Here is a 23,278-nt window from a genome sequence, read left to right on the forward strand (position 1 = left end):
GCGGCAGGGTTGCGCGCGCGGCGCCCTCCGGCCGGCCGGGCGGATCGGCAACAGAGGCGGACGAAAACCCCGCCGCCCACACGGCAAACTCGACATCCGCGCACAGATACGACATGAGAGCCGCGTATGCTGTCCAGCGCGATGCTGTCCCGCGTGGCGCCGGCTTGACGCCGCGCCGGGGCGTCCGCACCTCACCTGCGGCAGCCCCGAGGTTCCCGTGCGGAGGTTCCCGTGCGGCGGTCCCCGGGACAGGCCCGACGGCCCTGACGGGCGCCGGCGCCTCGCGAGGCGCGCACCGAAGGTCCACGATGGAAGTCATGGAAGCCACCACCCGCTCCGACATCCCCGCCGCCGAGAACCCGCTGGCCGGCGGCGGACCGGAGATCGCCGGCCCCGCCCCCCGCCACCGCACGGTCGGCGTCACGGTCGGCGAGGGTGCCGGCGCGGTCACGGTCGGCGGCGGCGCGCCGATCGTCGTCCAGTCGATGACCAACACCGACACGGCCGACATCGACGCCACGGTGGCGCAGGTGGCCCAGCTCGCCCGGGTCGGCTCGGAGCTGGTGCGCATCACCGTCGACCGCGACGAGGCCGCCGCCGCCGTGCCGAAGATCCGCGAGCGGCTCGACCGGATCGGCGTCAACGTGCCGCTGGTGGGCGACTTCCACTATATCGGCCACAAGCTGCTCGCCGACCATCCGGCCTGCGCCGAGGCGCTGGCCAAGTACCGGATCAACCCCGGCAATGTCGGCTTCAAGGACAAGAAGGACACGCAGTTCTCGGCGATCATCGAGCAGGCGATCAAGCACAACAAGACCGTGCGGATCGGCGCCAACTGGGGCTCGCTCGACGGGGAACTCCTCACCCACCTGATGGACGAGAACGCCAAGGCGCTGCGGCCGATCGATGCCCGCGCGGTGATGCGCGAGGCGATGGTCCGCTCGGCGATCAGCTCGGCCGACCGCGCGGTGGAACTCGGCCTGCCGCAGAACAAGATCATCCTGTCGGCCAAGGTCTCGGCGGTGCAGGACCTGATCGCCGTCTACCGCGAGGTGGCGCGCCGCTCGGATTACGCGATCCATCTGGGTCTCACCGAGGCCGGCATGGGCTCGAAGGGCCTCGTCGCCGCCTCGGCCGCCATCGGCGTGCTCCTCCAGGAGGGGATCGGCGACACGATCCGCTACTCGCTGACGCCGGAGCCCGGCGGCGACCGGAGCCTGGAGGTGAAGGCCAGCCAGGAACTCCTGCAGACCATGGGCTTCCGCACCTTCGTGCCGATGGTGGCGGCCTGCCCGGGCTGCGGCCGCACGACCTCGACGACCTTCCAGGAACTCGCCCGCGACATCCAGAACTGGATCGTCACCTCGATGCCCGAATGGAAGAAGACCTATCCGGGGGTCGAGGGGCTGAACGTCGCCGTGATGGGCTGCATCGTGAACGGCCCGGGCGAATCGAAGCATGCCGATATCGGCATCTCGCTGCCCGGGACCGGCGAGACCCCCACCGCGCCGGTCTTCATCGACGGCAAGAAGGCGATGACGCTGCGCGGCCCGACGCTCGCGAAGGACTTCGAGGGCATCGTGATCGACTACATCCAGCGCCGCTTCGGCCAGGGCGGGACGCGCACCGCCGCGGAGTGAGGGCCGCGACTTCCCCTCCTCACCTTTGCCGGGAAGAGAGACGCGCCTCTCACCCATCCGCGTCGATCGACCTCCCCCCACCGGGACCCAGCCCCCGGCCTTCGCAGCCGCACACGGTTTCCGCCCGCCCCCGGCCGTGGTAGCAAGGCCGCACGATCCCGTGAGCGGTCGGCCCGGTGGCCGGCCCGCGCGGTTCGGCGGAGTCTTCGCGTTTTCTGCCCGGCCCCGATTGGCCCCTGAGCCGAACCGCGAAGCGCCGGCCACGCCCGAGCTTCCGACAATCGCATGAGCCAAACCTTCGCACCCGGCGTAGCAGCCCAGCCCACGCCCGCGGCGTCCGACATCGCGCGCGAGACCGCCCCGGCGGCCGAGGGCGAGAGCCCCGTCCCGGGACCGGCGGCCTCCGGCACCCTCGACGCCCCCGAGAAGGCCGAGACCCGGCACGGGCATGCGGGCTTCTGGACGCTGCTGGTCGGCTCCGTCGGCGTCGTCTACGGCGATATCGGCACCAGCCCGCTCTACGCGTTCCGCGAGGCGCTGGTCCCGGCGCGGACCGACGGCATCCTGCTGCCCGAGGAGGTGATCGGCACCGTCTCGCTGATCCTCTGGGCGCTGTTCATGATCGTGACGGTGAAGTACGTCGCGATTCTGCTGCGCATGGACAACAACGGCGAGGGCGGCATCCTCTCGCTGATGGCGCTGGCCCGCAAGGCGCTCGGCGGTTCCCGCATCGTGTTCATGCTGGGGCTCCTCGGCGCCTCGCTGTTCTACGGCGATGCGGTGATCACCCCGGCGATCTCGGTGCTGTCGGCCGTGGAGGGCCTGAAGCTCGTCACCCCCACCCTCGACGATTACGTCCTGCCGATCACCGTGGTGATCATCGTCGCGCTGTTCCTCGTGCAGAACCGCGGCACGGGCAAGGTCGCGGCCTTCTTCGGGCCGGTCACCATCGTGTGGTTCGTCGCGATGGCGCTGGCGGCGCTGCCGCATATCGCCCTGCACCCGGAGGTGTTCCGGGCACTCAACCCGGTTCACGCCGTGATGTACCTCCTCGGCCACGGCACCGGGGCTTTGGTGGCGCTCGGCGCCGTGTTCCTGGCGGTGACCGGGGCCGAGGCCCTGTTCGCCGATCTCGGGCATTTCGGCCGCAAGCCGATCCAGGTGGCCTGGATCGGCCTGGTCTTCCCGGCGCTCGCCCTCAACTATCTCGGGCAGGCCGCCCTGGTGCTGGAGAAGCCCGACACGGCCGATCCGTTCTTCCAGCTCGTGCCGGCCTGGGGCCTGCTGCCGATGGTGCTGCTCGCCACGATCGCCACCGTGGTGGCGAGCCAGGCGGTGATCACCGGCGCCTTCTCGCTGTCCCGGCAGGCGATCCAGCTCGGCCTGCTGCCGCGGCTGGAGATCCGCCACACCTCCGAATCGCATGCCGGCCAGATCTACCTGCCGCAGATCAATTCGCTCCTGATGATCGGCGTCGTGCTGCTGGCGGTGCTGTTCAAGACCTCCTCGTCGCTCGCCTCGGCCTACGGCATCGCGGTGACCGGCACGATGCTGCTCACCGCCTCGCTGACCTTCCTGGTGATGTGGCGCATGTGGCGTTGGTCGCCGGTGGCGGCGGCGGCCGTGATGCTGCCCTTCATCGTGCTGGAATTCCTGTTCCTGCTCTCCAACCTGATCAAGGTGGTGGAGGGGGGCTACGTGCCGCTGCTGCTGGCCGGCGCCCTCGTCATCGTGATGTGGACCTGGGTGCGCGGGGTGACGATCCTGTTCAACAAGACCCGCAAGAACGACGTGCCGCTCGTGGAGCTGGTCGGCATGCTGGAGAAGAGCCCGCCCCACCACGTCCGCGGCACGGCGGTGTTCCTGACGAGCGATCCCGAGATCGCCCCGGCCGCGCTCCTGCACAACCTCAAGCACAACAAGGTGCTGCACGAGAAGAACGTGATCCTCACCGTCGAGACGGTGGACACGCCGCGCTCGAACGAGGCCGACAAGGTGCGGATCGAGCCGGTGGGCCCGCATTTCTACAAGGTCGTGATGAAGTTCGGCTACATGGAGACGCCGAACATCCCGAAGACGCTGGTGCTGCTGCGCCGCCAGGGCTTCAAGTTCGACATCATGGCGACGTCGTTCTTCCTGTCCCGTCGCTCGATCCGGCCGGCGGCGCATTCCGGCATGCCGCTCTGGCAGGACCGGATTTTCATCACGCTCGCCAAGAACGCCAACGATGCGACGGACTTCTTCCAGATCCCGACCGGGCGCGTCGTGGAGGTGGGGACGCAGGTGACGGTGTGAGGATCGCGCCGCCATGGTCATCGGCACCCGCGTCCTGACGATCCGGAGCCCGGACGCGGACATCCCCGTCCCGATCCAACTCTGCGCGCCGGAATACGCGGATGGGCACTGGATCTGCCGCGACACGATCGCTTGGCCCGAGCAGCCGCGGGACAGCTTCGGAGCCGGCGTCGACGCGCTGCAGGCGCTCCATCTGACGATGCAGAAGATCGGCATCGACCTCTACGTCAGCGACGCCCACAAGGCCGGCATCCTGATGTGGGATAAGCCCGGTGCTGGGTACGGCTTTCCCCTACCGAAGAACGGCCGCGATCTGCTGATCGGCATGGACGAAGTCTTCGAGGGGTGAGGCAGGTGACGGTGTTTCGCCTGCCGCTGGTGTAGATCGGCGCACGGGATTATCTACGCTGGGGATTGAGGGCGAATCCGCATGCCGATCAACGTCAACAATCCCGAAGCCGATGCGCTGACGCGCCGCTTCGCCGCCATGGCGGGCGTCGGCATCACCGAGGCGATCGTCATCGCCATGCGGGAAGCGATCGAGCGCAGGCACCGAGCGGAGACGCCGCGGGAGACCGCGGCCCGGTTGCGGGCGCAGCATGGGATCACGCTCGGCGAGACCGCCCGAGAACCTCTGCCGCGGGAGGTCTACGACGCTATGTGGGGAAGCCGCTGATGTTCGTGGACGCCTCCGCGATCGTCGCCCTGCTGGCGGACGAACCCGAGGCCGACCGGATCTCTGCAGCGCTCGCCTCGGCCAGCCAGCGTCGGACCTCGCCTGTAGCGGTTCTGGAAACGGTGCTGGCGCTCGCGCGGCCCGACAAGTTCGACATGACGGTCGAAGCGGTCGGACCGATCGTCCTCGAATTTTTGGACGCCGGAGGCATCGAGATCTGCGATCTCCCGCCTGCCAGTGAGACGACTGCGCTCGCCCTGTCGGCCGCGCATCAATACCGGGCTGGTCGCCACGGACTCAATCTCGGCGATTGCCTCCACTATGCGGCGGCGCGGTTCTTCCGCATGCCGATTCTTGCTACAGCTGACGAATTTCGCAGAACGGATCTGGAGACGGTCCCTTAAAGACATCGGTTTTCGAGAGCAGTCTCTTATCTCGGGGGGATCAACGAACCGACGCTCCCACTCGGCCCCGGCTTCGCGACCGTCACCCCCGGTAATCCGACTATGTGCGCCACCGCACGCGGCATGCCATGAGCGCAGCTAGGTAGGGATGACCCACCCCATCCCTGCGTTGCGCCGCCCGCGCGGCGTGCTTTAGAACAGTTATTATTCTGAGCCTGAGCGCTCGCCCGGCGGCATGCCCGCATCGGCGAACGTGATCCGGCAAAGCCAGCATCGGCCCCCGGCCCGGCTCGGACCCGACTGAACGCCGCTCCGGCGCCGCCAGACAGGACGCATCGATGATCAGACTCACCGTGAACGGGGCTGCGCGCAGCTTCGACGGCGACCCCGACATGCCGCTGCTGTGGTACCTGCGGGACGAGCTCGGGCTCACCGGAACCAAGTTCGGCTGCGGCGTCTCGCTCTGCGGGGCCTGCACGATCCATCTCGGCGGCGCCGCGACCCGCGCCTGCATCACGCCGGTCTCGGCGGCCGAGGGCCAGGAGGTCGTCACCATCGAGGGGCTGTCGCCGGACGGCAACCACCCCGTGCAGGTGGCATGGCGCGATCAGAACGTCGCCCAGTGCGGCTTCTGCCAGTGTGGCCAGATCATGCAGGCCGCCGCCCTCCTCAAGGACACGCCCAAGCCCACCGACGCGGATATCGACACCACGATGAGCGGCAACATCTGCCGCTGCGGCACCTATCCGCGCATCCGCGCCGCGATCCACCAGGCCGCCGGTCAGGCGCCCGCCAGCAAGGGAGAGCGCCTGTGATCCACGACGCGAAGATGATGGCGGACATCGCCACGGCCAAGCCGGCCCTCGACAATGTCAGCCGCCGCGGCATCCTCGGCGGCGCCGGCGCCCTCGTGCTGGCGCTCAGCCTGCGGAGCCCGGCCCGGGCCGAGGAGGCCAAGGCGGAGGCGCAGAAATTCGGCGCCGATTCCATGCCGCATGGCTGGCGCGACGATCCAAAAATCTTCGTCGCCATTGCGCCGGACGGCACCGTCACGGTGACCAACCACCGCTCCGACATGGGCCAGGGCATCCGCACCTCGGTGGCCTTCACGGTCGCCGACGAGCTGGAGGCGGACTGGTCGAAGGTGAAGGTCGTGCAGGCCTGGGGCGACGAGACCCGCTTCGGCAACCAGGACACGGACGGCTCGCGCTCGACCCGCCACTTCTTCCAGCATTTCCGCCATGCCGGCGCCGCCGCGCGGTTGATGCTGATCCAGGCCGCCGCCAAGCAATGGGGCGTGCCGGCCTCCGAGGTGACGGCCGTCAACCACACGCTCACCCACGCCAAGTCGGGCCGCACCCTCGGCTACGGCGCGGTGGCGCAGGCGGCGGCCGAGCTTCCGGTCCCCACCGAGGTCAAGCTGAAGGACCCGAAGGATTTCCGGTATATCGGCACCGGCAAGATCGGGCTGATCGACAATTTCGACATCACCACCGGCAAGGCGATCTACGGCCTCGACACCAAGCTCGACGGGATGCTCTACGCGGTCGTCGCCCGCCCGCCGGTCTACGGCGGCACGGTGAAGTCGTTCGACGACAGCGAGGCCAGGAAGGTCGCCGGCGTCGTGAAGATCTTCAAGATCGACGCCACCCCGATTCCCACGGAGTTCATGCCGCTCGGCGGCGTCGCCGTGGTGGCCAAGAACACGTGGTCGGCCATGAAGGCGCGCGACGCCCTCAAGATCACCTGGGACGACGGCCCGAACGCCGGCTACGACACCGACGCGTTCCGCAAGGAGCTGGAGGCCGCCGCCCGCAAGCCCGGCAAGGTCGTGCGCACCCAGGGCGACGTCGATGGCGCCATGGCCAAGGCGAAGACCAAGGTCCAGGCCGAGTATTTCGTGCCCCACCTCGCCCAGGCGCCCATGGAGCCCCCGGCCGCCGTGGCCCGGGTCAAGGACGGGTTCTGCGAGGCCTGGGCCTGCGTCCAGGGTCCGCAGGCGGCCAATGACCGCCTGATGAAGGCGCTCAAGCTGCCCGACGACAAGGTCAAGGTGAACGTCACGCTGCTCGGCGGCGGGTTCGGGCGCAAGTCCAAGCCCGACTACGTGGTCGAGGCCGCGCTCTGCTCGCAGGCCGTCGGCGGCGCGCCGGTGAAGCTGGCCTGGACCCGCGAGGACGACCTCCACCACGGCTTCTACCACACGATCTCGGTGGAGCACCTGGAGGCGGGCCTCGACGAGAAGGGCATGCCGGTGGCGTGGCTGCACCGCTCGGCGGCGCCGACGATCGGCTCGATCTTCGCACCCGATCCGAAGCACGAGCTGCCGCTGGAGCTCGGCATGGGGCTGGTGAACACGCCCTTCAACGTGCCGAATCTCCGCCTCGAGAACCCGGAAGCCGCCGCCCATGTCCGGATCGGCTGGTTCCGCTCGGTCTCGAACATCCCGCACGCCTTCGCGATCCAGTCCTTCGTGTCGGAGCTGGCGCATGCCGCCGGCCGCGACCCGAAGGATTACCTGCTGGAGCTCATCGGCCCGGACCGGAAGATCGATCCGGCCGCCATCGGCGATGTCTGGAACTACGGCGAGGACCCGAAGCGCTACCCGATCGACACCGGGCGCCTGCGCGGCGTGATCGAGGCGGCCGCCAAGGGCGCCGGCTGGGGCCGGCAGATGCCCAAGGGCCGGGGTCTCGGCATCGCCGGCCATTACAGCTTCGTCACCTACACGGCGGTGGCGGCCGAGGTGGAGGTCGACGACAAGGGCCAGGTCCAGGTGAAGGCGGTCGACATCGCGGTCGATTGCGGGCCGCAGGTGAACCCGGAGCGCATCCGCTCGCAGCTGGAGGGCGCGGTGGTCATGGGGATGGGGCTCGCCCTCACCTCCGAGATCACCTTCAAGCAGGGCCGGGCGGTGCAGAACAACTTCGACGGCTACGAGATCATCCGGATCGACGCCGCCCCGAAGGTGGTCCGCGTGCATCTCGTGCCGACCGGCACCTATGACGGGCCGCTCGGCGGCGTCGGCGAGCCCGGCGTGCCGCCGGTGGCGCCGGCGATCGCGAACGCGGTCTTCGCGGCCACGGGCCGGCGGGTGCGGCAATTGCCGATCCGCGATCAGCTGAGCGCCTGAACCGTCACGCGTCGCGAGACGTTGGGGCCGTGGGGGAACCCGCGGCCCCTTCTTTTTGGAAAGTGACCCGACCCGATGATGCGTCCCGCCCTGACCGCCTGCCTGACCCTGATGCTGACGGCGGCTCCCGCCCTCGCCTCGCCCTGCGGCGACCGGATCGACAGCGTCTCGAAGCGCGTCCAGGCCGAGGTCAGCCAGTCGATCTCGGCCAATACCAGCGGCCAGGGCAACGCCGCCAAGCGGGGCGGCGAGGGCCTGACCGGCACGGAGGGCCAGCGGGCGAACGAGTCGCCGCAGGCGCCGCCCGAGAAGGCGGCCCAGGCCGGCCAGGGCGCGGATGCCGCCCAGCAGGCGAAGGTCGCCCTGGACGAGGCGCGCACCGCGGATTCGAAGGGCGACGCCAAGGGCTGCGAGGCGGCCCTCTCGCGGGCCGAGCAGCAGCTGAAGAAGGCGCCCTGATCCAGAGTCAGGGTTTCAAAAGGTCTGGGACCTTTTGCGGGTGCAGGGCAGCGCGCTGCGATGAAGCTCCGCCAGGGCGGCGCCCTGGCAACCCGCCAAAGGGCACGACCCAGCCCTTTTAAGGTGTTTGGGCTAGCTGCGAAAATCGCAAGTCGTGGCTCTAACATCCTGAAAGAGCACCGCCTTTTCCCCTCCCCCTTGTGGGGAGGGGCCAGGGGTGGGGGTGGTGCAGGATGAGGCGCAGCGGTGCCGTCTGCACCACCCCCACCTCCAACTCCTCCCCACAAGGGGGAGGAGAGTGCGCTTGGCCCCTGTCTCGTTGCTTCCGCAAACACCTTAAAAGGGCTGGGGCACGACCTTTGGAAACCCCGTCAGGCCAGCAACTCACCGGCCGGGCGCGCTGATCTCGATGACCACATCGTTCTCGCCCGGAACCGGGACCGGCCTTTCGGGGGGGCGGGAGGCATCGGACGCCTCCCGAACCGGGGAGGATCCCGCTCCGGCGGCGCTCGCGCTCATCTCGGAGGGGATCTTCCCGCAGGATACCCGGGGCGGTCGAGCCGCCCCGCGTTGCAGCCTCAGGCTGCGGCGGCCGCCAGAGCGTGCCGGTGGCCGTTCAGGCCGGCGCAGAGATCGTCGATCTCCGTCAGGTTCAGAGCCTCGCCGGTCTGGCCGGCGATCGTGTCGATCAGGTGGTCCTGGCGCGGGTCGAAGGGATGTCCCTGCATCCGGTAGAATTGATAATAGCGCAACGCCGCCAGGACGGTGTCACGCTCGCGGTCGGTTACGGTGAAGTGCTGCATGGGTCGTAGCTTCCCCTGTGGCTTCAACGAACGCCCGGGAGGGCCGCGACGCCGAGCCCGAGCTTGACCGTTGTAACCGGTAGGCAACTATCCGAACAGTTCTTGACAGCTCGCAACGAAGTGATTCGCGCGAATTAGGACATGGATCCTTGTCTGTCGCAACGCCTTTTAGGCCGAAATACACAGATTTCTCAGTGTGTTGCCGGCTTAGGTGCGGTCACAGACCCAGTTCGGCGAGATAGCGCGGCAGGGCCTCGCTGGCCGGCCCGTACCGCGCCGCGTCGAACACGTCGGCGTTGTCGGAGGGGTCGAGGTTGATCTCGCAGGTCGGAATGCCGAGGGCCCGGGCCTGCCGCACGTAGCCGGCCGCCGGGTAGACCGCCCCCGACGTGCCCACCGCCACGAACAGATCGGCCTCCGCCAGCGCGGCCTCGATCGCGTCGAGGTGCATCGGCATCTCGCCGAACCAGACCACGTCGGGCCGCATCCGGCCCGCGGCGCCGCAGGCCGGGCAGGCATCCGCACGCGTCAGGTCCGCGCGCCAGGGCGTGACCGAACCGCAGGCACAGCAGCGGGCCTTCAGCAGCTCGCCGTGCATATGGACGACCGCCCGGGAGCCCGCCCGCTCGTGCAGGTCATCGACGTTCTGCGTGCACAGGAACAGCCGCCCGCCCCGGTCGGCGAGTCGGGCTTCTGCCTGCGCCAGGGCGACATGCGCGGCGTTCGGCTCGGCCGCGATCACGCCCCGGCGGCGATGGTCGTAGAAGTCGAGCACCGTGTCGGGATCGGCCGCGTAGGCCTCCGGGGTGGCGAGCTTCATGGGATCGAACCGCGCCCAGATCCCGCCCCGGTCCCGGAACGTGCCGAGCCCGCTCTCGGCCGAGACGCCGGCCCCGGTCAGCACGAAGATCTTTTGGGGATGCCGCGTCATGCCCGTGCTCCGGATGGCCGGAAATGTCCGCTCGTTGGCCACGCGGTTGCTTTCACGCGCCGGCCGGGAGACGGATGCTGGCCCTGCATCCACCCTTGCGGAGGCAGGAAATGTCCGATGTTGCGCTGCTGGTCATCGATGTCCAGGATTCCTTCCGGCACAGGCCCTTCTGGACCGACGCCGATCTCCCGCGCTTCGCGGAGCGTCTGCAGGCGCTCATCGACGGCGCCGTGGCGCGCGGCATCCCGGTGGTGCAGGTGTTCCACCTGGCCGAGACGGGTCCCTTCTCCCTGGAATCGGGCCATGTCCGCACCCTCGATCCCGTCGTGATCGCGCCCGCGGCCGTGTTCCACAAGCGCCGGCACAGCGCCCTGGTCGATACCGGCCTGGCGGGCTGGCTCACGCAGCACGGCATCCGCCGCCTGATCGTGTCGGGGATCCGGACCGAGCAATGCTGCGAGACCACCACCCGCCACGCCTCCGACAGCGGCTGGCAGGTGGATTTCGTCACGGAGGCGACCCTGACCTTCGCCATGACCCATCCGGATGGCCGCCGCTTCGAGGCGGACGACATCAAGGCCCGCACCGAGCTGGTGCTCACCGACCGTTTCGCCCGCATCGCCACGGTGGACCAGGCGCTGGCCGGCCGGGCGCTGCCTGCCGCCGCATGACCGGGCCGGGGCGCCGCATCCCGGTCCTGGTGGTGCTGCCGCCCCGGACGCTGCTGCTCGATCTCGCCGGCCCCGTGGAGGTGCTGCGGATCGCCGGTGCGGTGCAGGACCGGATCGCCTTCGACGTGAGCTACGCGGCGCCGCCGGGATCGATCCGCAGCTCGATCGGGCTCGATCTCGGCGGCGCCGGCCCGCTGCCACGGGAGATCCCGCCCGGGACGGTGGTGCTCCTGCCCGGCGCCACCGAGAACCCGCTCGGCCCCGACCGGGACCGGGCCGCCGAGGCCGCCGCGGAGGCCGCGATCGTCGATTGGCTGCGCGCGGCGATCCGGCCGGGCCACACGGTCGCGACCGTCTGCGAGGGCGCGCTGCTGGCGGCGCGGGCCGGCCTGCTCGATGGCTATGCCTGCACCACCCATCACGGCAGCTGCGTCCGCCTCCGGGCGGCGGCGCCCCACGCGAACGTGCTGGAGAACCGGCTGTTCGTGCAGGACCGCGACCGGTTCAGCAGCGCCGGCGTCACGGCCGGCATCGACCTGATGCTGCACCTCGTGGCGGAGTGGGCTGGCCCGGCGACGGCCGTCGCGGTGGCCCGCACTTTGGTCGTGTACATGCGGCGCGGTCCGGACGATCCGCAGCTCTCCCCCTGGTTGGAGGGCCGCAGCCACCTGCATCCGGTGGTCCACCGGGCGCAGGACGCGATCGCGGCCGACCCGGTGCGGGATTGGTCACCCGCCGCGCTCGGCACGCTGGTCGGGGCGAGCCCGCGCAACCTCGCGCGGCTGTTCCGGCTTCATGCCGGGATGACCGTGACGGAGGCGGTGAACCGCGCCCGGATCGCGCGGGCCGGGGACCTGATCGCGCAGACCGATCTCGGCCTCGAACAGGTCGCCGAGCGGGCGGGCTTCGCCTCGGCCCGGCACATGCGACGGGTCTGGGCGCAGTTCCACGCGACGGCGCCGTCGATGCTCCGAGCCACGAACCCGGATCCGAAGGGGCGTGCCCTTTCGCGGGTTCAGGGCGGAGCCCTGATGGGCTCGGGCGAAGCCCGATATTGGGGCTCCGCCCCGATTCCCCGCCAAAGGGCACGCCCTTTGGAAACCCATGACGGGGAGGCGCTGGACCCCGACGATCGGCTGTGACCTCCTGCCGCCGCGATGACGGTCGCCCGAATCGGCGCGGACCATGCATCGGCCCGGCGGCGCAGAGGAGGGAGCGGCATGCCCGAATACGATCTGGCGATCCGCGGCGGCACCGTCGTCACGGCGAGCGACACGGTGCGGGCCGATATCGGCGTGCGCGGCGGCCGCATCGTGGCGGTGGCCGAGGGCATCGCGGATGCTGCCCGGGTGATCGACGCCTCCGGCCTGCTGGTCCTGCCCGGCGGCATCGACAGCCACGTCCACATCGCCCAGGATTCAGGCCCCGGCATCGTCATGGCGGACGATTTCGAGAGCGCCACCCGGGCGGCGGCGGCCGGCGGCAACACCTGCGTGATGCCCTTCGCGCTCCAGCCCCGGGGCGCCTCCCTGCGCGGGGCGGTCGATGCCTACCGGGCCAGGGCCGAGGGCCAGTGCCACGTGGACGTGGCGATCCACATGATCATCTCGGACCCGACGGAAGCCGTGCTCGGCCAGGAGCTGCCCGCTCTGGTGGCCGACGGCTACACCTCGTTCAAGGTCTTCATGACCTACGACGACCTCGTGCTGAACGACCGCCAGCTCCTCGACGTGTTCCACGTGGCGCGGCGGCAGGGCGCGCGGGTGATGGTCCATGCCGAGGGCTACGACGCGATCCGCTATCTCAGCGAGCGGCTGGAGCGGGCGGGCGAGACCAGGCCCTACGGCCACGCCCTGTCGCGCCCCGAGGTGGTCGAGCGCGAGGCGGCCCACCGGGCGATCAGCCACGCCGAGCTGATCGACCTGCCCATCGTCATCGTCCACGTCTCGGGCCGCGAGGCGACCGAGCAGATCGCCTGGGCGCAAGCGCGGGGCCTGAAGATCCGGGCCGAGACCTGCCCGCAATACCTGACGCTGACGGCTGAGGACATGAAGGGGCTCGGCCTCGACGATCCCATGGCGGGCTCGAAATACGTCTGCTCACCGCCGACGCGGGACGTCGCGAGCCAGGAGGCGGTGTGGTCGGGCATCCGGCGCGGGATCTTCGACGTGGTCTCCTCCGACCATTGCCCATTCCGCTACGACGACCCGCAGGGCAAGCTGAACCCGCGCGGCAAGACCTCGTTCCGCTGGATCCCGAACGGCATCCCGGGCGTCGAGACGCGGCTTCCGGTGTTCTTCTCTGAGGGCGTCTCGAAGGGGCGGATCAGCCTCAACCAGTTCGCCGCGCTGACCGCCACCAACCACGCCAAGCTCTACGGGCTCTATCCGCGCAAGGGCTCGATCGCCCCCGGCTTCGACGCCGACCTGACCCTGTGGGACCCCAACAAGCGCGAGACCATCCGGCAAGCGAACCTGCATCACGGTTCCGACTACACGCCCTGGGAGGGGTTCGAGGTCACCGGCTGGCCAGTCATGACCATCGCGGGCGGGCAGGTAATCGCCGAGGACGGCAAGGTTCTCTCCGCGCCGGGGCACGGGCGGGTGCTCGACCGGGCGGTCGATCCGGCCGAGCGGCGGGAGGCCTGACGGCCCCGCTGGCCCGCCGCTTGCGTGATCTCCGGGGGGAGCCTCACATGAATGTCGAGCTGATCGGCCTGACCAAGCGCTACGGTGCGGCCATTGCGGTGGATGGTATCGACCTCAAGGTGCCGTCCGGCGCCTATTGCTGCCTGCTCGGGCCCTCGGGCTGCGGCAAGACCACGACGCTGCGGATGATCGGCGGCCACGAGCGCGTCAGCGCGGGCGAGGTCGTGATCGGCCCGAAGGCGGTGGGCGATGCGCCTCCGGCCGAGCGCGGCACCGCCATGATGTTCCAGAGCTACGCGCTGTTTCCGCATCTCGACGCGCGGGACAACGTCGCCTTCAGCCTGAAGATGCGCGGAATCGGCAAGGCGGAGCGCCGCGCCAAGGCCATGGCGATGCTCGACCTCGTGCAGATGGGCCACCTCGCCGGGCGCCTGCCGGCCCAGCTCTCAGGCGGGCAGCAGCAGCGCGTGGCGCTGGCCCGCGCCCTCGTCACCGGCCCGAAGGTGCTGCTCCTCGACGAGCCGCTCTCGGCCCTCGACCCGTTCCTGCGGGTGCGGATGCGGGTGGAGCTGAAGCGGATCCAGACCGAACTCGGCCTGACCTTCATCCATGTCACCCACAGCCAGGAGGAGGCGATGGCGCTCTCCGACCTCGTGGTGGTGATGAATGCCGGCCGGATCGAGCAGGCCGCCGACCCGCGCACGGTGTTCGAGCGGCCCGCCACCGCCTTCGTGGCCCGGTTCATCGGCGGCCACAACGTCATCCGGCTGCCCGACGGGCTGGTCGCGGTGCGGGCCGACCGGATGCGGCTCGGCGCCGAGGCCGGCCCCTCCGCGGTGCCGGCCCGGGTGGTGGCGGTGGAGTACCAGGGCACCAGCGTCCATGTCGGCCTCGATGCAGACGGTCTGGAGCGCCCGCCCGAGAGCCCGGCAGCCCTCACGGCGATCCTCAGCGACGCGGATTTTTCAGCGCGCCCGCTCCGGCCGGGGGACACGGTTCCGGTCGGCTGGGACGAAGCCGCCGCCCACCGCCTCGATGCGTAACAGGACGGAGACGACCATGGACCTTTCCCCGAGCCGCCGCACGCTCCTGAAGGGCGCCGCCGCGCTCGCCGCGACGCCGGTCACCGGCTTCCCGGCGGTGCACGCCGCCGAGCCCGTGACCCTGCGCTATCTCGGCACCGCGGTGAACCAGTCCGCCGACATCGCCCGGAAGGTGAAGGAGGATCTCGGCATCACCCTCGAATACATTCCGGTGGTGACCGACGAGGTGACCAAGCGGGCGGTCACCCAGCCGAACTCCTTCGACCTGATCGACACCGAGTATTTCAGCCTCAAGAAGATCCTGCCCTCCGGCAACCTGCAGGGCATGGACGCCAAAAGAATCAAGCTCGCCGACAAGATTTCCTCGGTCTTCACCAAGGGTGAGGTCGCGGGCAAGAAGATCGGCGACCAGGGCACGGCGCCCAGGAAGGTCTTCTACCTGGAGGGCCAGGACTCCAAGAAATTTGCCGGCGAACAGACCCAGTGGATCTCGCTGATCCCGACCGTCTACAACGCCGACACGCTGGGCATCCGGCCGGACCTGATCAAGGTCCCGGTCACGAGCTGGAAGGAGCTCCTGAATCCGGCCTTCAAGGGCAAGGCCTCGATCCTCAACATCCCGTCGATCGGCATCATGGATGCCGCCATGGTGGTGGAGGCCACCGGCGACTACACCTATGGCGACAAGGGCAACATGACGCGCCCCGAGATCGACCGGACCATCAAGGTGCTGATCGAGGCCAAGCGCGCCGGACAGTTCCGGGCCTTCTGGCAGGACTTCAACGAATCCGTGAACCTGATGGCCTCGGGCGAGACGGTGATCCAGTCGATGTGGTCGCCCGCCGTCACGAAGGTGCGCGCCCAGGGGGTGCCGTGCACCTACCAGCCGCTGAAGGAGGGTTACCGGGCCTGGGCCTCGGGCTTCGGCATCCCGAAGACCCTGAGCGGCAGGAAGCTCGACGCCGCCTACGATTTCATCAACTGGTTCCTGTCCGGCTGGGGCGGGGCCTATCTCAACCGGCAGGGCTACTATTCCGCGGTGCTGGAGACCGCCCAGGCGAACATGCAGCCCTACGAATGGGCCTTCTGGATGGAGGGCAAGCCCGCCGAGAAGGACATTTTGGGCCCCGACGGCACCCTGATCGAGAAGGCCGGCGCCACCCGCGACGGCGGCTCCTTCGACGCGCGGATGGGCGCGGTCGCCTGCTGGAACGCCGTGATGGACGAGAACACCTACATGGTGCGCAAGTGGAACGAGTTCATCGCGGCGTGAGCGGGCTCACCTTTCCCCTCCCCCCTGTGGAGAGGGGCAGGGGCGGGGGTGGTGCAGACGGCACCGCACCGCTCGATCCTGCACCACCCCCACCTCCGGCTCCTCCCCCCCGGGGAGAGGAGAGTCGCGTTGCGCCTCTCCGCCCGCGCCGCGCCCTCGCCTATCTCCAGGCCGCGCCGCTCGCCCTGATCTTTCTGATCTTCCTGGTGATCCCGCTGGTGCTCACCGGGATCGTCTCCCTCTGGGAGTACAACGAGTACGAGATCATCCCGGCGCTCACCCTCCAGAACTACGCCGACGTGTTCGACGGCTGCCTGTCGGCCGACCTCTGCACGACTCTGCGCACCTATCTCTCGACGGTGAAGTTCGTCGCCCTGACGCTGGCGATCACCCTGCCGCTGGGCTTCGCGATCGCCTATTTCCTGGCCTTCCATATCCGCTCAGGCACGGTGCGGATGGGCCTGTTCCTGCTCTGCACGATCCCGTTCTGGACCTCGAACGTGATCCGCATGATCTCGTGGATCCCGCTGCTCGGCCGCAACGGCCTGATCAACGACACGCTCCGTGCGCTCGGCCTGATCCGGCAGCCGATCGAGGGCCTGCTCTACTCCGACTTCGCGGTGGTCCTGGCCTTCGTGCACCTCGACACGGTGTTCATGATCGTGCCGATCTTCAACAGCCTCGCCCGCATCGACCGGCGGCTGATCGAGGCGGCGCGGGATTGCGGCGCGTCGGGCGCGCAGATCCTCTGGACCGTGATCCTGCCGCTGGCCAAGCCCGGCATCGCCATCGGCACCATCTTCGTGACGACCCTGGTGATGGGCGACTTCGTCACGGTCGGCGTCATGGGCGGGCAGCAGATCGCCAGCGTCGGCAAGGTGATCCAGGTGCAGATGGCCTACCTGCAATTCCCGGCGGCGGCCGCCAACGCCATGGTGCTGCTCGCCGCCGTGCTGCTGATGATCCTGGGTCTCACCCGGATGATCGACCTCCGGCGGGAGCTGTAGCGATGGACCAGCCCCGGGGCCGCGCCTTCTACCTGCTGGCGGCGGTCTTCGCCCTCTACGTCCTGTTCCTCTACGGGCCGACGCTGACGATCCTGGCGCTCAGCTTCCAGGGTCCGTCCGGCGGCCTGACCTTCCCGATGAACGGCATCTCGACCCACTGGTTCGCCAAGCTGTGGGAGGGCGTCGGCGTGGTCGACATCTGGGCGGCGCTGCGCCGCTCCCTGGCGCTCGGCCTCGTGGTGATGGCGCTCACCGTGGGCATCGCGTTCTACGCCGGCCTCGCCTTCCGGAAGGGGTTCTGGGGGGCGGGCCTCGTCTTCGCCCTGGCGGTGTCGAGCCTGATCGTGCCGTCGATCGTGGTCTCCCTCGGGATCGGGCTGGAGTTCCGGCTCCTCGACGACGCCATCAAGGCGCTCGCCGCCGCCACCGGCTGGGGCTTCCTGCAGGATCACGGCACCTTGATGGGCCTCTACAGCTCGGCGCTCGGGGCGCACCTCACCTGGACGCTGCCCTTCGGCCTGCTGATCATGTTCGCGGTGTTCAACCGGTTCGACCCGGCCTACGAGGAGGCCGCGCGCGACCTCGGCGCCAGCGGACCGCAGACGCTGCGCCACGTGGTGGTGCCGATCCTCGCGCCCGCCCTCGTCGGCGTCGCGCTGTTCGGCTTCACCCTGTCGTTCGACGAGCTCGCCCGCACCAGCCAGGCGATCGGCGGCCGCAACACCCTGCCGCTGGAATTGCAGGGCCTGACCACCACGGTGACGACGCCGGAGATCTACGCGCTGGGCACGGTGACCACGGCGGTCTCAGGCTTGGTGATCGGGACGGCGCTCGGTTTGACGCTATGGCTGCAGAAGCGCCGCGCGCGGCGGGCGCTGGCGGGGTTGTAGCCGTAGTCGAGAAGAAAACCATTACGCTATGCGCCACGCTTGGCCGCTCTCATGCGCTGCGCATGATGGGCATGCAGATCCGCGAAGACCTGATCGGCCAGGATCGCAGGGCGCGGATCGTCCAGCGCTTCCTGAACCCGCTGCCGCAGAATGGCCTCCAGCGCAGCCTTCTCGCGGTCGAGGGCTCGCGGCTCGCCGAGGGCGGCCGTGATGGGTTTGCTCGCACGCAGAGCCGGATGTCCGCGGTGGATGGGGTCCGCCGTTGCCCAACAGGGTTCCGGCGAGGCACCGATCTTCTCACCATGCCCGCATGCGAGTCGATGAGGTTCGCTTGTGTGGCTGGCCGATTCCGTTGCGATCACGATCCTCGATGATGGCCGCGGAAATACGGTCCTGATCGAGATCGAAACGCCGGTCGGGCGGCTGCAGGCAGTCGGCGAGCTGAGCAGATCGGCCCAACATTGTATTTCGCCCTGCCCATATTCAGGGGCGGCATAGGGGTGCCCTTGGGCGGGTTGGTCTCAACGCGATCGGTGCGGCGATCTTGAGAGAGGCTGAAGTCGATGCGATCGTCATTGAAGGAGGCGCTCGAACGACGGGAGCGGGACCGAAGCGCGGGCGCCGACCACCGCCCGTCCGGTCTCCCCGTTGAGCTCGTGCTCCAGGCCTCGAGCCCGATCGAGCAACCCGTCAGCCTCGTGCGAGCCCTGATGGACTTCGGTCTGGATTTGCGAGACGCGCACGACACTGTCGATCGCCTCGCGAGCGGCGAGCGGATCTATGTGACCCTGCACCTGACGCCGAGTGGCAACTCGCCTTTCGCCCTGAGCCAGTTCGGTGCGGCCGCGTCCGCGCCCCAGCCGGTCGAGGCATCGACAATCCCTGGCGATGTCCTGGGCGCGATCGATGCGTGGCGCCTGTCGAGGCCGGAGCGGCCGAGCCGAGAGGAAGCCATCGGCATGATCCTCCGGAGCGGGCTCGCAGCCCCATAGCGGCGCCACCCGAACATTGCCAATCCACCCCCGTCCGTGTATGCGCACCCCGCGCCCCCGAGACACCCTTGGAGGCAGGGGCGCGCCGGGAAGGGGTTGAGCCGTCCGTAGCGGGCGGCTTTTTCGCGTTCCGGCTCCAGCCATCGAAAGGATCACGCCATGAGCGCTGTGAAGACGCTTGAGGCCGTGGCACGCGACCGGGTCGGCAAGGGGGCCGCCCGGGCCGTTCGTCGCCAGGGCCAGGTTCCCGCCGTCATCTACGGGGGCGGCCAGCCGCCGCAATCCATCGCGGTCGACCTCATCCGCACCCGCACCCTGATCTACGCCGGCGGCTTCAAGACCACGCTGTTCGAGATCAACGCCGGCGGCAAGAAGATCCGCGCGATCCCGCGCGACTTCCAGCTCGACCCGGTGACCGGCGTGCCGCTGCACGTCGACTTCCTGCGGGTCGTCTCGGGCCAGACCGTCACGGTCGAGGTGCCGGTGCACTTCGTCAACGAGGACGCGGCCCCCGGCATCAAGAAGCTCGGCGGCACCCTCAACATCGTGGCCCACACCCTGAGCCTCGACGTCGCCCCCGACCAGATCCCGGATGCGATCGAGGTCGACCTGACCGGCCGCGCGATCGGCGACGTGATCCACGTCTCCGACATCAAGATCCCGGCCGGCTCCTACACCGGCGAGGCGACCGACCCGGTGGCCAACATCGTGCCGCCGACGGTGCTCGGTGCCGAGGTGGAGGCCGAGGAGGCCGCCGTCGCCGAGGCACAGGCGAGCGAGGCCGCCGACGAGAAGGCCGAGGCTGCCGAAGGCGAGAAGAAGGACGGCGACGAGGCCTGAGCCGCGTCGGACCGTCCAGCGCGATCGAGAGCCCCGGCCCTGTCGGGGCTCTCTTCGTTTCAGGGGCCGGGGCTCAAGGATAGAGCCGCGCCCGGCTCCAGCCGTCGCCGGTCCGGGTGAAGCGGACCCGGTCGTGCAGACGGAAGTCGCCGTTCTGCCAGAACTCGATGCTCACCGGCGTGATGCGGTAGCCGGTCCAGTGCGGGGGCCGCGGGATCGGTCCGTCCCCGTAGTGCGCGGAGAGGTCGGCCACCGCGTCCATCAGCGTGGCGCGGTCGGCGAGCGGGCGCGATTGCTGGCTGGCGATGGCGCCGAGCCGGCTCTCCCGGCGGCGGCTCGCGAAATAGGCATCCGCCTCCTCCGGCGTCACCGGCGAGACCGGACCCCGGGCACGCACCTGCCGCCGCAGGCTCTTCCAGTACAGCACCAGGGCGGCCTGCGGATTCTGCGCCAGTTCCTCGCCCTTGGCGGAGTGCGCGTTGGTGTAAAAAACGAAGCCGCGCGCGTCGAAACCCTTCAGGAGCACCACGCGGACATCGGGCAGCCCGTCGGATCCCGCGGTGGCGAGCGCCATCGCGTTCGGGTCCTCGGGCTCGGCGGCCTCCGCCTCCTTCATCCAGGCGGAAAACAGGGCGAGCGGGTCGTCGCTCTGGGTGAAGTCCGCGCCTCGCGGGTCATCGGTCCTTAACTGATCCACGCCAAGACTCCTGCCTGCCGCGTCCAGGGCCTGAGGGGGCACCGACATCGGCATGTTCGGTCGAGCGGAAAGCCCGTCGTGAGTCAGGTGTAATGCGGCGATGCGCGTGTAAAGAGGCACGGCGGCAGGCGCGCTTCGGCGCGTCCGTGCTGTCTCTGTCGATGATGCTGGTCCTGTGCGGCTGCAGCCAGCCGCTGCTCGTCTTCCACGGGGCGGACGAGGCGCCCCGCGTGGCCGCGGAGCCCACCGTCACCGGCAGCATCGAGAAACGGCCCCTGAGCTTCGGGAACGACCTCGCCGAGGAGGATTGGCGGCGAGCCCGGGCGGCTCTGACGGTCGCGCTGGATCCGCAGGGCAACGGGCGTCCGGTGAAATGGGACAACCCCGAGACGGGCCTGCACGGCACCGTCAACCCGACCGGCCTGCCTTACGTGGCCGACGACCTGATCTGCCGCAACTTCCTGGCCTCCGTGGTCGCCCCGCAGCGCAGCCGCTTCGTGCGCGGCACCGGCTGCAAGCCCTCGGGCGGCGCCTGGACGCTCACGCGCATCCGGACCGCGAAGGGTCCGAACGCTTCGGATGACGGCCGGCCCCGTGCGGGGGCCGGCGCAGGGGGGACGGCTCAGTAGGGATAGCCGTAATAGGGCCGCATGCGCAGACGCGGCTGGGCGGCCGGCGGCGCGACGTAGCGGGCGGCGGCCTCCGGATCGTAGGTCCGGATGTAGGGATCGAGCGCCGGGTCGCGGTAATTACCGTTGTTCACGCCGGCCGAACGGTCGTTGCCGCTCAGCGCCGCGTAGGGCGAGAGCCCGCTGCCGCTGTCACCGCCACCACCGCCGCCCCAGGCGAAGGCCGTCCCGGGCAGGGCGACGAGGAGCATTGCCGTGAGCGTCAGCGTCTTGCGCGTCATGTCCTGTCTCCAAAACCTCTGACTCGGCGAACGGCACAGCCGAACGGGGAGTTCCCGGATAGCCCCGGATCAGCCGCGTGACACGGTATCACGGCCGCGCAACAGAGGTTTACGATGCCGGATGAAACGCATCAATTTTTGATGACGTCGACAGGAATCGCCCGGCATGGCCGGATTGTTCTGGTGGACAACCGGTCGGTCTTGCTGGATCGTACCGCCAAGCAACAGCTTCCGAGCCCGCATCGACCGTATTGACGGCCGTCCAAGGCGTTTTTCAGGGCCCCACACCGTGCGCGTCGTGACGCAATACGACAGGCCGAGCGCGAGATCGTTCGGTTGATGGAGCGTGTGATCGGCGGCTCGGACCGGTCGGCGGTCGGCGGTCGGGCTCCCGCCACCCAGGCGCACGGCCCGGGCGCCGTCGCGCGATGCATCACCGTCCGCCTGGACCGCCAGTCCCTGCGCGGCTGGCATATCCGCCTCCTCGATCAGCTCGGGCAGCGGCCCGACAGGCGCGTCCGGATCGCCTGGGTGACGCAGGGCGATGGCCTGCCGGCGAATGCCGAACTGCTGTTCCGCCTGGAGGCGGCGATTCATGGGCTGCCGCGTCCGGGGCTCGCCACCGCGGCCGAGCCGGTCGCCCTGGCGCCTTACGAGGTCCGGCCGGACGAGGCGGTGAGGGCCGATACCGACCTCGTCCTCGACCTCTCGGGCGCGTCCGCCGCGCCGACCGCCTCTTCGACCGCCGCGCCTGTCTGGCGGCTCGATTTCGACGGGCGGCCCGGGGAAGCGGGCCTGCTCGCCGCCCTGTTCGCCCGCCGGGCGCCGGTGGCGGCCCTGCGCGGGCCGGACGGCGCGCCGGTGGCCGTCGGCCGCCTCGGGGCGGAATCGCATACCGTGATGCTCGCCGCCTTCGAGGATTACCTCGCCCGGACGATCACGCTGATCGCCGCCGCCCTCGACGGGGCCGGATCGCCGACGCTGCCCGATGGCGCCGAGGCGCCGCTGCAACCGAGCCGGGTCTTCGACCTCGACGGGTTCGGGGCCGGGCGGCGCGCCGCCGGGGGCCTCGCCCGGCAGATCGCCCGCCGGCTCTACGCCCTCTGCTTCCAGGGTCCGCAATGGCGGGTGGGCTGGCGGCAGGTCGTCGGCCCGGACCTGATCGACCTGCGCCGCCACCCGGAGGGCGGCTGGAACGACCTGCCCGACGACGGACGCCGCTTCTACGCCGACCCCTTCGCCATCGCCCGGGCCGGGGCCGTGACCCTGTTCGTCGAGGAATTCGACTATCGCCGGGGCAAGGGGGTGATCTCGGCGGTCGGCTTCGAGGCCAGCGGTCCCCGGGGCCGGCCGGAGCCGGTGCTCGAACTCGAAACACACCTCTCCTACCCGTTCGTGTTCGAGGCGGACGGGCAGGCCTGGATGATCCCGGAATCCCACGCCTCCGGGACGATCGACCTGTACCGCGCCACCGCCTTCCCGCGGGGCTGGGTCCACGAGGCGGTGCTGGTGGACGGGATCGTGGCCAGCGACGCGACGCTGCTGCGGCACGGCGGGCGCTGGTGGCTGTTCGCCACGGTCCGGGCCGGCGGCGGCAGCTATTCCGACACGCTGCACCTCTGGCACGCGCCGCATTTCCGCGGCCCCTGGACGCCGCATCGGCGCAACCCGGTCCTGATCGATGTCGGCTCGGCCCGGGCCGCCGGGCCGGTCGTGGCGCGGGGCGGCGCCCTGATCCGGCCGGTGCAGGATTGCCGCGGCGGCTACGGCGCGGCGCTCGGCCTCGCCCGGATCCTGCGCCTCGACGAGGAGGGCTACGCCCAGCGAGTCGAGACCCGCCTCGGGCCCGGGGCGGCCTGGCCGGGCTCGCGCCTGCACATGCTGAGCGCGGCCGGGGGCCTGGAATTCATCGACGGCTCGCGCCCCGCCCGGCCGCGGCTGCTGGGCTGATCGCCCGACGAAGCCC

Annotated in this window: 23 protein-coding genes and 1 pseudogene; 20 read left to right on the top strand and 4 right to left on the bottom strand. The window is 69.9% G+C overall.

Translation table 11 applies throughout. The annotated features are described in order from the left end of the window. Positions 1–317 precede the first annotated feature (317 nt). From ispG to FVE89_RS18150, 8 genes are all read left to right on the top strand, one after another. Positions 318–1,640: a flavodoxin-dependent (E)-4-hydroxy-3-methylbut-2-enyl-diphosphate synthase gene (gene ispG, locus FVE89_RS18115; RefSeq protein ID WP_160535364.1), complete on the top strand. Its 1,323-nt coding sequence runs from the start codon at positions 318–320 to the stop codon at positions 1,638–1,640. 285 nt (positions 1,641–1,925) lie between these two features. Continuing rightward, positions 1,926–3,935 (top strand): potassium transporter Kup, encoded by a 2,010-nt coding sequence (locus tag FVE89_RS18120; RefSeq protein ID WP_160535365.1) that lies wholly within the window; start codon positions 1,926–1,928, stop codon positions 3,933–3,935. Between the two features lie 13 nt (positions 3,936–3,948). Continuing rightward, positions 3,949–4,284 carry a hypothetical protein gene (locus FVE89_RS18125; protein ID WP_160535367.1) on the top strand — a complete coding sequence of 112 codons (336 nt, stop codon included), beginning with the start codon at positions 3,949–3,951 and terminating at the stop codon, positions 4,282–4,284. Between the two features lie 81 nt (positions 4,285–4,365). Beyond that, positions 4,366–4,611, top strand: a complete 246-nt coding sequence (locus FVE89_RS18130) for a type II toxin-antitoxin system VapB family antitoxin (protein ID WP_160535369.1) — start codon at positions 4,366–4,368, stop codon at positions 4,609–4,611. Then, the gene (locus tag FVE89_RS18135; protein ID WP_160535371.1) at positions 4,611–5,015 is read left to right on the top strand and encodes a type II toxin-antitoxin system VapC family toxin; all 405 of its coding nucleotides are present in this window, start codon (positions 4,611–4,613) and stop codon (positions 5,013–5,015) included. Before FVE89_RS18130 ends, FVE89_RS18135 begins: the two co-directional genes overlap by 1 nt. A 338-nt stretch (positions 5,016–5,353) precedes the next feature. Continuing rightward, positions 5,354–5,830, top strand: a complete 477-nt coding sequence (locus tag FVE89_RS18140; protein ID WP_160535374.1) for a (2Fe-2S)-binding protein — start codon at positions 5,354–5,356, stop codon at positions 5,828–5,830. Beyond that, complete coding sequence (locus FVE89_RS18145) at positions 5,827–8,148, top strand: xanthine dehydrogenase family protein molybdopterin-binding subunit (protein WP_160535376.1); 2,322 nt, start codon at positions 5,827–5,829, stop codon at positions 8,146–8,148. The genes FVE89_RS18140 and FVE89_RS18145 overlap by 4 nt, the downstream gene beginning before the upstream one ends. Before the next feature lie 75 nt (positions 8,149–8,223). Beyond that, positions 8,224–8,607, top strand: coding sequence for a hypothetical protein (locus tag FVE89_RS18150; RefSeq protein WP_160535377.1), 384 nt, complete (start codon positions 8,224–8,226; stop codon positions 8,605–8,607). A gap of 578 nt (positions 8,608–9,185) precedes the next feature. On the opposite strand, the gene FVE89_RS18155 is transcribed toward FVE89_RS18150, so the two are convergent. Further along, positions 9,186–9,410 (bottom strand): hypothetical protein, encoded by a 225-nt coding sequence (locus FVE89_RS18155; protein ID WP_091720005.1) that lies wholly within the window; start codon positions 9,408–9,410, stop codon positions 9,186–9,188. Positions 9,411–9,627: 217 nt separating this feature from the next. Then, on the bottom strand, positions 9,628–10,341 hold the full coding sequence (locus tag FVE89_RS18160; protein WP_160535379.1) for an NAD-dependent deacylase: 714 nt from the start codon (positions 10,339–10,341) through the stop codon (positions 9,628–9,630). 110 nt (positions 10,342–10,451) lie between these two features. On the opposite strand from FVE89_RS18160, the gene FVE89_RS18165 reads away from it, so the two are divergent. The 10 genes and pseudogenes from FVE89_RS18165 to FVE89_RS18210 all read left to right on the top strand — a co-directional run bounded on the left by FVE89_RS18165 (position 10,452) and on the right by FVE89_RS18210 (position 19,705). After that, positions 10,452–11,012 carry an isochorismatase family protein gene (locus FVE89_RS18165; protein ID WP_160535382.1) on the top strand — a complete coding sequence of 187 codons (561 nt, stop codon included), beginning with the start codon at positions 10,452–10,454 and terminating at the stop codon, positions 11,010–11,012. After that, a complete protein-coding gene (locus tag FVE89_RS18170) occupies positions 11,009–12,154 on the top strand; it encodes a helix-turn-helix domain-containing protein (protein WP_160535383.1) in 1,146 nt (381 codons plus the stop codon). The genes FVE89_RS18165 and FVE89_RS18170 overlap by 4 nt, the downstream gene beginning before the upstream one ends. A gap of 78 nt (positions 12,155–12,232) precedes the next feature. Then, positions 12,233–13,660, top strand: a complete 1,428-nt coding sequence (hydA, locus tag FVE89_RS18175; protein WP_160535386.1) for a dihydropyrimidinase — start codon at positions 12,233–12,235, stop codon at positions 13,658–13,660. Positions 13,661–13,707: 47 nt separating this feature from the next. Next, positions 13,708–14,703 carry an ABC transporter ATP-binding protein gene (locus tag FVE89_RS18180; protein WP_160535388.1) on the top strand — a complete coding sequence of 332 codons (996 nt, stop codon included), beginning with the start codon at positions 13,708–13,710 and terminating at the stop codon, positions 14,701–14,703. Positions 14,704–14,719: 16 nt separating this feature from the next. After that, positions 14,720–15,976, top strand: coding sequence for an extracellular solute-binding protein (locus FVE89_RS18185; protein WP_160535390.1), 1,257 nt, complete (start codon positions 14,720–14,722; stop codon positions 15,974–15,976). 146 nt (positions 15,977–16,122) lie between these two features. Further along, positions 16,123–16,983 (top strand): annotated as a pseudogene (locus FVE89_RS18190) (ABC transporter permease); the annotation flags it as partial. A gap of 2 nt (positions 16,984–16,985) precedes the next feature. Beyond that, positions 16,986–17,873 carry an ABC transporter permease gene (locus FVE89_RS18195; protein WP_160535392.1) on the top strand — a complete coding sequence of 296 codons (888 nt, stop codon included), beginning with the start codon at positions 16,986–16,988 and terminating at the stop codon, positions 17,871–17,873. After that, positions 17,828–18,247 carry a hypothetical protein gene (locus FVE89_RS18200; RefSeq protein WP_160535394.1) on the top strand — a complete coding sequence of 140 codons (420 nt, stop codon included), beginning with the start codon at positions 17,828–17,830 and terminating at the stop codon, positions 18,245–18,247. Before FVE89_RS18195 ends, FVE89_RS18200 begins: the two co-directional genes overlap by 46 nt. A 201-nt stretch (positions 18,248–18,448) precedes the next feature. Continuing rightward, positions 18,449–18,865: a hypothetical protein gene (locus tag FVE89_RS18205; RefSeq protein ID WP_160535396.1), complete on the top strand. Its 417-nt coding sequence runs from the start codon at positions 18,449–18,451 to the stop codon at positions 18,863–18,865. 159 nt (positions 18,866–19,024) lie between these two features. Then, positions 19,025–19,705: a 50S ribosomal protein L25/general stress protein Ctc gene (locus FVE89_RS18210; protein ID WP_160535397.1), complete on the top strand. Its 681-nt coding sequence runs from the start codon at positions 19,025–19,027 to the stop codon at positions 19,703–19,705. 73 nt (positions 19,706–19,778) lie between these two features. Here the strand turns inward: FVE89_RS18210 and pdxH are convergent, their stop codons facing one another. After that, positions 19,779–20,402, bottom strand: coding sequence for a pyridoxamine 5'-phosphate oxidase (gene pdxH, locus FVE89_RS18215; RefSeq protein ID WP_342389700.1), 624 nt, complete (start codon positions 20,400–20,402; stop codon positions 19,779–19,781). Between the two features lie 92 nt (positions 20,403–20,494). On the opposite strand from pdxH, the gene FVE89_RS18220 reads away from it, so the two are divergent. Beyond that, positions 20,495–21,031, top strand: coding sequence for an RT0821/Lpp0805 family surface protein (locus FVE89_RS18220; RefSeq protein ID WP_160535401.1), 537 nt, complete (start codon positions 20,495–20,497; stop codon positions 21,029–21,031). On the opposite strand, the gene FVE89_RS18225 is transcribed toward FVE89_RS18220, so the two are convergent. After that, the gene (locus FVE89_RS18225) at positions 21,025–21,312 is read right to left on the bottom strand and encodes a hypothetical protein (RefSeq protein WP_160535403.1); all 288 of its coding nucleotides are present in this window, start codon (positions 21,310–21,312) and stop codon (positions 21,025–21,027) included. The genes FVE89_RS18220 and FVE89_RS18225 overlap by 7 nt on opposite strands. 339 nt (positions 21,313–21,651) lie before the next feature. Here FVE89_RS18225 and FVE89_RS18230 point away from each other — a divergent pair, with 339 nt between their 5' ends. Then, the gene (locus FVE89_RS18230; protein ID WP_160535405.1) at positions 21,652–23,262 is read left to right on the top strand and encodes a glycoside hydrolase family 43 protein; all 1,611 of its coding nucleotides are present in this window, start codon (positions 21,652–21,654) and stop codon (positions 23,260–23,262) included. The last annotated feature ends 16 nt before the right edge of the window (positions 23,263–23,278 follow it).

This window comes from Methylobacterium sp. 2A (genome assembly GCF_009806555.1).
Classification (GTDB): Bacteria; Pseudomonadota; Alphaproteobacteria; order Rhizobiales; family Beijerinckiaceae; genus Methylobacterium.

What these genes read in the sequence shown, in the direction of transcription:
- FVE89_RS18170 (WP_160535383.1), top strand. Translation starts at nt 11,009, where the DNA reads ATGACCGGGCCGGGGCGCCGCATCCCGGTCCTGGTGGTGCTGCCGCCC.
- FVE89_RS18195 (WP_160535392.1), top strand. Translation starts at nt 16,986, where the DNA reads ATGGACCAGCCCCGGGGCCGCGCCTTCTACCTGCTGGCGGCGGTCTTC.
- FVE89_RS18225 (WP_160535403.1), bottom strand. Translation starts at nt 21,312, where the DNA reads ATGACGCGCAAGACGCTGACGCTCACGGCAATGCTCCTCGTCGCCCTG.
- FVE89_RS18210 (WP_160535397.1), top strand. Translation starts at nt 19,025, where the DNA reads ATGAGCGCTGTGAAGACGCTTGAGGCCGTGGCACGCGACCGGGTCGGC.
- hydA (WP_160535386.1), top strand. Translation starts at nt 12,233, where the DNA reads ATGCCCGAATACGATCTGGCGATCCGCGGCGGCACCGTCGTCACGGCG.
- FVE89_RS18185 (WP_160535390.1), top strand. Translation starts at nt 14,720, where the DNA reads ATGGACCTTTCCCCGAGCCGCCGCACGCTCCTGAAGGGCGCCGCCGCG.
- FVE89_RS18155 (WP_091720005.1), bottom strand. Translation starts at nt 9,410, where the DNA reads ATGCAGCACTTCACCGTAACCGACCGCGAGCGTGACACCGTCCTGGCG.
- FVE89_RS18150 (WP_160535377.1), top strand. Translation starts at nt 8,224, where the DNA reads ATGATGCGTCCCGCCCTGACCGCCTGCCTGACCCTGATGCTGACGGCG.
- FVE89_RS18160 (WP_160535379.1), bottom strand. Translation starts at nt 10,341, where the DNA reads ATGACGCGGCATCCCCAAAAGATCTTCGTGCTGACCGGGGCCGGCGTC.
- FVE89_RS18130 (WP_160535369.1), top strand. Translation starts at nt 4,366, where the DNA reads ATGCCGATCAACGTCAACAATCCCGAAGCCGATGCGCTGACGCGCCGC.
- FVE89_RS18200 (WP_160535394.1), top strand. Translation starts at nt 17,828, where the DNA reads ATGGCTGCAGAAGCGCCGCGCGCGGCGGGCGCTGGCGGGGTTGTAGCC.
- FVE89_RS18135 (WP_160535371.1), top strand. Translation starts at nt 4,611, where the DNA reads ATGTTCGTGGACGCCTCCGCGATCGTCGCCCTGCTGGCGGACGAACCC.
- FVE89_RS18120 (WP_160535365.1), top strand. Translation starts at nt 1,926, where the DNA reads ATGAGCCAAACCTTCGCACCCGGCGTAGCAGCCCAGCCCACGCCCGCG.
- FVE89_RS18165 (WP_160535382.1), top strand. Translation starts at nt 10,452, where the DNA reads ATGTCCGATGTTGCGCTGCTGGTCATCGATGTCCAGGATTCCTTCCGG.
- FVE89_RS18230 (WP_160535405.1), top strand. Translation starts at nt 21,652, where the DNA reads ATGGAGCGTGTGATCGGCGGCTCGGACCGGTCGGCGGTCGGCGGTCGG.
- ispG (WP_160535364.1), top strand. Translation starts at nt 318, where the DNA reads ATGGAAGCCACCACCCGCTCCGACATCCCCGCCGCCGAGAACCCGCTG.
- FVE89_RS18140 (WP_160535374.1), top strand. Translation starts at nt 5,354, where the DNA reads ATGATCAGACTCACCGTGAACGGGGCTGCGCGCAGCTTCGACGGCGAC.
- FVE89_RS18180 (WP_160535388.1), top strand. Translation starts at nt 13,708, where the DNA reads ATGAATGTCGAGCTGATCGGCCTGACCAAGCGCTACGGTGCGGCCATT.
- FVE89_RS18220 (WP_160535401.1), top strand. Translation starts at nt 20,495, where the DNA reads ATGCGGCGATGCGCGTGTAAAGAGGCACGGCGGCAGGCGCGCTTCGGC.
- FVE89_RS18125 (WP_160535367.1), top strand. Translation starts at nt 3,949, where the DNA reads ATGGTCATCGGCACCCGCGTCCTGACGATCCGGAGCCCGGACGCGGAC.